Here is a 7951-nt window from a genome sequence, read left to right on the forward strand (position 1 = left end):
ATAAATTGTTAAAGAGCGGACTTGGTAACTAGCGTTAGACGCTGCGTTCCGTGTCAGTGGGGTGTATTATAGGGAAAACAATTTATAGCGCAAGGGCTTTCTACGGTTTTAATGGTTATTACGCCCCAACTGCACACTATTTGAACTTAAAGCCATGTTTATTGATGTTTTCGCTGACTTTATAGGCAAAATTTGCATGCTATAGCGAACATCAAATTTATATTAGTTACCTATATAAGGCTTATTATGCGGCTCACAGTAGTATAAGCGGGTAATTTAGCATGTTGAGTCTAAAAAATTACTGAAACGACGTTAATTTCATGTTAACTCCGTAGCCGCATTTTGTAGCGCGAACGATTTAGCCTTATTGGATGACATATCTTTATTTGGCTAAGGGGATTTGTATCAGCAAAAAATAAGCTGATTAGTATAGAAAGGAAGAGAAAGACTAAAACGTGGTAAATGGTTACATTGAAAATCGCTGTTCATATATAAGTGGTGAAAGCTTAAATATGAACAGCTGAAATAATAGCTTTTAGTTCGCGATTCTATTATTTGGCGAGTAATTGACTTAGCAGACTCGGAACATCAGCGATACTGTCAACAACTGCACTCGCAAGTTCAATTCCGGCTTCGTCTACTACTTTACCTGAACGAACCAAAATGGCAGTGTTAATGCCAGCCGCTTTTGCTGCGCGTATATCATCAGCTTTATCGCCCACCATGACTGACTGGCTCATATCAATTTTCAAAAATTCTGCAGCATCTAGCATCATGCCGGGTTTGGGCTTTCTGCAATCGCAATCTTGCTTATATTCACCTAGGCCTTTTTGTGGATGATGCGGGCAATAGTAGATACCATCAAGTTCGACACCTTTATCGGCAAAGTTCCAATCCATCCATTCCGTTAAATGATGAAAATCATCCTCACTGTACATACCACGAGCAATGCCAGATTGATTGGTCACCACTATTAATAGGTAACCCATCTGCTTTAATGCGAGACACGCTTCAAATACACCGTCGATATATTCAAAGTCGTCCACGGTATGAACATAACCATTGTCTTTATTGATCACACCATCACGATCGAGAAATACTGCTTTATTCAACCTAACACTCCTTAAACTCTATACTGTGTCGATTATCCCATTGAGATGAATTTGGGGCCAGATAATCTGAATAATTTTGTTAATTTGTTCATTTACCGCGGTTTTATGAGCTTAATCTGCATAATTGTATAGGTTTCACTTTATAAAGCGGCGGCTAAGCGTTACCCTTGCCCGAAGAAATTAGTGATTATTATAGAATACATGAGCAATATACCTCCTATTATTCATAAAACGCGTACGCAACTTGTTGTTGAGGCGCTCAGAGAACGGATCCTTTCTGGTGATATACAAGGAGGAGAACCGCTTAGGCAGTCTGCTATAGCAGAACAGTTAAATGTAAGTCGAATTCCCGTTCGTGAAGCTTTAGTTCAATTAGAAGCTGAAGGTTTGATTAATTTCGAACCACACAAAGGCGCAACGGCAACATTGTTATCTGTTGAACAAGTCACTGAATTATTTGAACTGCGCGCTATGATCGAATCAGATTTGTTGGCTAAGGCCATCCCTAACCTATCTGACAAAGATCTTGTTGAAGCTGAAGCCGTACTGGTTCAACTTGAATTGGCATTTAAACTGAAAGAATCAGTAGCAAGTTGGAGTGAACTGAACACTCGATTCCATACCCGTTTATACCAAGCAGCTAATCGTCCTCATACAATGGAAGTGGTTAACGGTTTAAACACTAATTGCGATCGCTATATTCGTCTGCAGTTGTTATTTACTGGCGGGATACCTATCGCTGAAAGAGAACATCGAGTGTTACTCGAATTATGTAAAAATCGCGACATCGAAAAAGCCACAACTTTACTGCGTGAGCATATCTTGCATGCTTCGGCTTCGATCACGAAACTGGTAGAACAAAAGATTAAGTCATAATAACAATAATAAACCTTAGTCATGATCATTTAAGCATTTAACATCAGCTGGTTAATGTCAGACCATTGATGTTGTAAATAAATTTAATTAACTATTGAAACATATTGAGAGAACTTCTTATGCAGTATGCACACATTACCGGTTGGGGTAAGTCAGTTCCACCCGCAACATTGACCAATGACGATTTAGCGACATTCATGGAAACGACAGATGAATGGATCAAAACACGTACTGGAATTAGTAAGCGTAACATTAGTCACGTTAATACTTCTGAAATGGCTTCGGTTGCCGCTAAGCATGCGCTTGCCGCAGCAGGGATTGATGGCAGTGAATTAGATTTAATTATTCTGGCCACCGCCAGCCCTGATACCTTGATCCCCAATATTGCATCAACGGTACAGGCAAATATTGGTGCTACCTGTGGTGCATTTGACATTAACGCTGCTTGCAGTGGCTTTTTGTATGGTGTTGGCTTGGCCAGCTCAATGATTAAGAGTGGCCAAAGTAAGAAGATTCTGATTATTGGCGCTGAACGTTTATCTTTTTATTTGGATTGGTCTCGACGTGAAACAGCAGTGTTATTTGGTGACGGAGCTGGTGCAGTTGTACTTGAGGCCAGTGACCAACCTGGTGGTGTATTAGGTTATGAATTAAATAACGATCCTGAAGGTCGCGATATTTTAAAGTCTAACTTTGGCACCCAGATGGATAGATTTGACAATGACTCATTGGATTTTTACATTCATATCAATGGTCAAGATGTGTTTAAACGTGCAATTCATGGCATGGGAAGTTTAAGTAATAAGGTATTAGACAACTGTGGTATCAGCATCGACGATGTCGACTTTGTTATTCCACATCAGGCAAACGAACGTATTATCGATACGCTAGTCAGCCGAATGAAAATTCCAAAAGAAAAAGCCTTCGTCAATATCGCTGATTATGGCAATACGTCTGCAGCGACTATCCCGATTGCGATTTGCGATGCGTTATCTCAAGGTAGAATTGAAGCCAATCAGACTATTCTGTCTTGCGCGTTTGGTGCTGGATTAACCTCAGCGGCCTTACTGCTAAAATGGGGGGAACGCACCACGCCAATTAACACCAGTGATGCTGCATTACCGCCTTGCGATAAAACCGCACTTGAATTGATTAAACCTGCAGTTGATTATTTTTTCAATAAAGCTAAAAAAGCAGAATAAGCTGTCTTCAGTGTTTAATAGACAAGCCAGTCTCGATGACTGGCTTTTTTCTTTTCTAACGAGACACATTGATTAAGTCTTTAACCGACAACTTTTTAATATCACCCATCGCCGAAACTTGAGCCAGCAACAATTCAGCACAAGATAATGCATCAATAAGCGCATTGTGAGCAGAATAAACGGGTAAACGGTAACGTTCACGGCTTGCATTCAAGCGTAACGAACCTTCTTTTAATACAGGCTGTTGCATTAAGCAGCGCTTCTTTTCTATGGCTAGTGTATCAATAAATACCAACGGAATTGATTGTCCAAAACAGCGTATCAACTGCTGCTGAATAAACTGTATGTCCAACGGTGCATGGTGCGCGACCAAAATATAGCCCTTTGTTTTTGATAAAAACCAATCAATTGCCTCTGCTAACGTTAAGGCCATGTGCAATTGGTTATCCACAATACCGTGAACCGTCGCGCTCTGCCCCACACTGCCGCTAATAGAAATCATCATATGTTGTGCTTTATCAAGCGGAATGACCCCGTTGATAATCGGCACTAAACCGATACTGATGACTTGATCATGGATTGGATCTAAGCCAGTCATTTCAAGATCAATCGCCATCAAAGGTGCATCTAGAAATGGTTTTGTTAACGCAGGCGTTATTGCTTCTAAATACGTGTTGAGTAATGAAGGTAAAGTGGTCATTTTTTTACGCCATAACACCGCTTTTATCCACCAAAAACTGGCCACTAAAAGCTCCTCATGAACTTAAGTTTTATACCTGCTTGGGCATCATGTACTACTTTGAATGCATCACGAAGCTGATGGCGCATTAATGAAGAAAGGTGTTGTGGTTTTAGATAATTGTTCACAGGTAAGTTATTGGTGGCTTGATAGCCTTGATTAGCTAAACGCATGTGCGCAATGAACTCATGGGCATCCGCCAAATTAAGTGCATCTTTACGATTAATAATATTAGCGTCCATTAACGCTCTGATCCGCTTAGCAGTATTAACCTCTTTGATGCCAGCACTTAAGGCATACACTCTGGCAATGTCATTAATTAATGCACTTCCTTTGTGTTTTAAATCCATGCCTTTCACCTCACTACCATCACGCTCAAGGACAAACTTCCTAAAAAAGCCCAATGGTGGTGATTCAGTTAACGAGTTGCCCGTCATTCCGGCAAGGAAAATATCATTATTTTGTGTAGATGCTAAAACATCATCTTGCAGTTCACTGAATAAACTCAATGGCCCAAACACTGGGCGCATATCAAAAAATATACTGGCATGCATTAAGGCTTTTGGTTCTGGGGTATTCACCCATCTTGAAAACAGCCCTTTCCACTTCACCAGTGATAAGCGCCATTTGGGGTTTTGCGCCATAATGTCACCAGGACAATAAATATAACCACATTCATCTAAGCCCTTACATACTGCTTTTGTTAATGCTTCAAAATAAGCGGCGGCAAATTCATCGGGGTCGTGGGCCAGCAATAAACCATTATCTTGGTCAGAACAAGCAACTTGATCTTGCCTACCTTGGGAACCAAAAGCCAACCAACAAAACGCCATTGGTGCTTGACCTAAAATTTGTTGATTCAATTCAATTAGCCGACGCGTTAATGCATCGGTTACCGACGTTAATACTCTACCTATTTCTTCTGCTCTAGCATCTGCGCTGATCAAATTTTGCAATAGTAACGGAATTTGCTTACTCACTTGAATAAGCTTTTCGATACTACCTTGCCGCCCTATTTCGCCAATAAGCAGTAAGGGCTGCGAACTTTGCGAACGTAATATATCAGTACTGGTGATCATCCCTAATGCACGACTACCATCAACCACAGGTAAGTGGTGAATATTATGTTCACTCATCGCCAACATTGCTTCGAACACTAGCGCGTTGGCGTGAGTTGTCACGGGATTGATGGTCATGGCTTGACTCACCAGCGTATTGACGTCTAAGCCTTCTGCCATAACTCGATTACGTAAATCTCGATCGGTCAAAATACCGGTTAATTTTTGATTATCGATAACGAGCACCGATGAAACCCGGTGTTCACGCATTAATTTAGCCGCATCCATAACACTGGCGTGAGCGTCGATGATAATAGGCTGAGATGACATGATGGAAGTAATACGGCTAGTCGTGGTCAAGTCTTTAGCACTAAATTTAGTTTCATTGCGTAGGCGTTTAGCAAAAGCACGGGCAAAAAACTGATCAAAGCTCCGATGTTCGGAACGTAATTTGGCAAAGACTGATTGTGGTAAATGATAAACCAAACCATCTTCTAAAATAGCCACTTTATTAACCACTTTTTCACCCGATAATAAGGTGGAAAAACCAAAACACTCACCTTCGCCAACTCGGTCAACCAACACACCTTCAGGGTCACGCACTTCGAATGCACCGCTACGAACAATGTACAATTTTGGATTGTCTTTATCGAACTCAACAAAGGCAGACGCTTTACTGTAATAACCGATGCTAATCTTTCTAGCACAATATTGAATACTCTCTTTAGGTAGCGTGTCGAAAGGCGAATGAGCCGCTAAAAACTGTTCTACTGGTTGTAACTCACTGGCATCCATTAATCATTTCCCTATTGTGCATGGGCGAACAATATCACTATAGCAAAGCGTTTCGCTTATCTGCTATAGGACTAAAGCCCAACAAAAAGAGCGCCTAAGCGCTCTTTTTAAACAGTGTTGATAACCGCAGGTTAATGATCGTGTGCTTCGCCTGACCCTTTAGGGAAACGAATTGACTCAACCATTGCGACTATTTCGTCAGGGATTTTAGCGGTGACTTTACTGACAGCAAAAGCGACACCAAAGTTAACCATCATTCCCACCATACCAATACCTTCTGGTGAGATACCCAGTAACCAATTTTCAGATGAATTGGCTGCCGGATTGATAAACTTGAAGTAGGCAATATAACTAGCCGTAAATAATAGCCCGATCACCATGCCTGAAATAGCACCTTCTTTATTCATGGTTCTAGAGAAAATACCCATGATAATAGCTGGGAATAACGAGGCTGCAGCGAGACCAAATGCAATGGCCACCACCGCGGCTACGAATCCAGGAGGATTAATACCAAAATAACCCGCCATAACAACCCCGAAACCGGCGGCTATTCGTGCATACATTAACTCTTTCTTATCCGAAATATCCGGCATTAGATTTTTCTTGAGTAAATCGTGCGACACAGATGTTGAAATTACCAGTAATAAACCCGCAGAGGTAGACAAGGCTGCGGCTAACCCCCCCGCGGCAACTAGTGCAATAACCCATGCTGGAAGATTAGCAATTTCAGGCGTGGCAAGAACCATAATATCTCGGTCAATGTTCATCTCATTTTTTTCACCATTGGTGTAAAAAATCTTGCCATCGTTATTCTTATCGTCCCATGTAATTAAACCCGTTTTTTCCCAGTTTTTAATCCACGTTGGCGCTGTTTCATAAGGCACGCCAGTTGATTCTGGTCCATTGATGGTTTCAATCATATTAACGCGAGAGAAAGCAGACAATGCAGGAATAGTGGTGTACATAATAGCGATAAAGACTAATGCCCAGCCCGCTGAAATACGTGCATCTTTTACTTTAGGTACAGTAAAGAAACGTACAATCACATGCGGTAAGCCCGCTGTACCAAACATTAATGCACCAGTAATGAAAAACACATCAATCATCGATTTTGAGCCTTCGGTATATTGGGAGAACCCGAGTTCTGCCGATAATCCATCGAGCTTATCGAGTAAGTACACCCCCGTACCATTACCTGCGGCATCAATCATCTCAGCGCCAAAACCAATTTGCGGCAATATATGACCCGTCATCATTACAGAGATGAAGATAGCAGGAACCATAAAGGCAAAAATAAGTACGCAGTATTGTGCTACCTGAGTGTAAGTAATCCCTTTCATGCCACCTAATACAGCATAAAAGAACACCACTGCCATACCAATATACACACCGGTTTCTACGTCAACTTCTAAGAAACGAGAGAACACTACGCCAACACCACGCATTTGCCCTGCAATGTAAGTAAAACAAATAAAGATGGCACAAATAACTGCGACAGTTCGTGCAGTCTGAGAGTAGTAACGATCACCAATAAAGTCTGGAACCGTAAACTTACCAAATTTACGTAAATAAGGTGCCATACATAAGGCTAATAGCACATAACCGCCAGTCCAACCCATAAGGTAAACAGAGCCATCATAACCGGTAAAAGACACAATACCGGCTAATGAAATAAACGATGCTGCTGACATCCAGTCCGCTGCAGTTGCCATACCATTTAGAACAGGGTGAACGCCACCACCGGCTACATAAAACTCTTTAGTTGAACCCGCTCGAGACCAAATGGCGATCCCGATGTACAGCGCAAAAGTCGCGCCGACAATTAAATATGTTAGTGTTTGAACATCCATTTTTAGTGCTCCTTAGTCTTCCTGAACATTGTATTTTTTGTCTAATGTATTAGCTTTCGCTACATAAACAAAAATCAGCGCCACGAATACATACATTGCACCCTGCTGCGCAAACCAGAAACCCAGTTTGAATCCCATAAAGGTAATTTCGTTTAACACATCAACTAGTAAAATACCGCAGCCAAATGACACTGCAGCCCAAATTGCAAGCAAGCTAAGTACTAATCGTAAATTCTCACGCCAGTAACCCGCTGCCTTATCGTTATTTTCAAAACTCATTGCGACTCCCCTAAGTTATTTTTTGTAAAGCCATTGTTAA

General features: G+C 41.4%; 7 protein-coding genes. 2 read left to right on the forward strand and 5 right to left on the reverse strand.

Going from position 1 to position 7951, the window contains the following annotated elements; translation table 11 throughout:
* Positions 1–551: 551 nt before the first annotated feature.
* On the reverse strand, positions 552–1112 hold the full coding sequence (gene gmhB, locus CXF78_RS08525) for a D-glycero-beta-D-manno-heptose 1,7-bisphosphate 7-phosphatase (RefSeq protein WP_011637023.1): 561 nt from the start codon (positions 1110–1112) through the stop codon (positions 552–554).
* 201 nt (positions 1113–1313) lie between these two features.
* Between gmhB and CXF78_RS08530 the strand changes: the two genes are divergently transcribed.
* Both CXF78_RS08530 and CXF78_RS08535 read left to right on the forward strand, forming a co-directional pair.
* Positions 1314–1988 (forward strand): GntR family transcriptional regulator, encoded by a 675-nt coding sequence (locus CXF78_RS08530; RefSeq protein ID WP_011637022.1) that lies wholly within the window; start codon positions 1314–1316, stop codon positions 1986–1988.
* A gap of 119 nt (positions 1989–2107) precedes the next feature.
* Complete coding sequence (locus tag CXF78_RS08535) at positions 2108–3190, forward strand: ketoacyl-ACP synthase III (protein ID WP_102036516.1); 1083 nt, start codon at positions 2108–2110, stop codon at positions 3188–3190.
* Between the two features lie 55 nt (positions 3191–3245).
* On the opposite strand, the gene CXF78_RS08540 is transcribed toward CXF78_RS08535, so the two are convergent.
* The 4 genes from CXF78_RS08540 to CXF78_RS08555 all read right to left on the reverse strand — a co-directional run bounded on the left by CXF78_RS08540 (position 3246) and on the right by CXF78_RS08555 (position 7911).
* Positions 3246–3890: an exonuclease domain-containing protein gene (locus CXF78_RS08540; RefSeq protein ID WP_374702275.1), complete on the reverse strand. Its 645-nt coding sequence runs from the start codon at positions 3888–3890 to the stop codon at positions 3246–3248.
* 44 nt (positions 3891–3934) lie between these two features.
* Positions 3935–5782, reverse strand: coding sequence for a DUF294 nucleotidyltransferase-like domain-containing protein (locus CXF78_RS08545; RefSeq protein WP_102036518.1), 1848 nt, complete (start codon positions 5780–5782; stop codon positions 3935–3937).
* A 131-nt stretch (positions 5783–5913) separates the two neighbouring features.
* Positions 5914–7632, reverse strand: a complete 1719-nt coding sequence (locus CXF78_RS08550; RefSeq protein ID WP_102036519.1) for a sodium:solute symporter family protein — start codon at positions 7630–7632, stop codon at positions 5914–5916.
* Positions 7633–7644: 12 nt separating this feature from the next.
* Positions 7645–7911: a DUF4212 domain-containing protein gene (locus CXF78_RS08555; protein WP_011637017.1), complete on the reverse strand. Its 267-nt coding sequence runs from the start codon at positions 7909–7911 to the stop codon at positions 7645–7647.
* Positions 7912–7951 lie beyond the last annotated feature (40 nt).

The sequence above is a fragment of the Shewanella sp. 11B5 genome (genome assembly GCF_002836795.1).
GTDB classification, from domain to species: Bacteria; Pseudomonadota; Gammaproteobacteria; order Enterobacterales; family Shewanellaceae; genus Shewanella; species Shewanella frigidimarina.